At 58.9% G+C, this 677-nt stretch carries 1 protein-coding gene; it reads right to left on the bottom strand.

Features of this window, described 5'->3' with window-relative positions; translation table 11 throughout:
* A partial coding sequence (locus ADS77_RS21270; RefSeq protein WP_200909670.1) for a hypothetical protein occupies positions 1-232 on the bottom strand: 232 nt, incomplete at its 3' end.
* Positions 233-677: the final 445 nt, after the last annotated feature.

Below are 677 nucleotides of genomic sequence, written 5' to 3'. Positions count from 1 at the left end.
CCTCCAGGCAACGCTCCACCGCCTCGGCGTGGGCCGTCACCTCCGCCGGCGCGGCGACGATCGGCCGCGACAGCGGCGGAATCACCAGAGCATCCGGCGCCACCTCCGCCAGCCAGGCGGGATCCAGCTCCAGGCCCTCCTCGATGGTGAGCTCGGTATCCGAGCGGCGGTTGGCCTCCCGGGCCAGGGCCAGGCTCAGGCAGTGGCCGGCATCCAGTACCAGCAGCTTCACGCGCGCACCTCCCTCGGCATGCCGTCAGCGAAACGACGAATCAGAATGGTTATTAGGACCTTTCTGAGCAGTGACTGAGTGAGTGGCATAAGATGCTGATATTCATGCATATCCTTAAAGATTGCTCGTATCAAAAACAACACACTCACCAATACTTGTTGACTTCGTAGCAATTCGGCACCTTGAATGGGGCTATAATCAACATTTTTCCTCCCAGCACCGGCTCGACACTCCCATACGCTCGAACCTCAACCTGAAGGAGGACGGGTAGCTTCGACCGGCTGAAGGCATGTGGCCAGACAACGATACCAACGCATGAAACCACGCCAACCTAGCGCCATGGATTTTAACAGGCATGCACCTTCCCGGCGACGATGTGAGTGTTGCTTTTCTAAAAGCCCTCGGGGGCAGGAGGCCCGACCTCATGAACCTCACACAGAGTCAG

It is taken from the genome of Pseudoalteromonas porphyrae, assembly GCF_001298125.1.
GTDB lineage: Bacteria > Pseudomonadota > Gammaproteobacteria > Enterobacterales > Alteromonadaceae > Pseudoalteromonas > Pseudoalteromonas neustonica.
The sequence above is the reverse complement of the archived record's forward strand: the minus strand, read 5'-3'. Positions and strand labels throughout refer to the sequence as shown.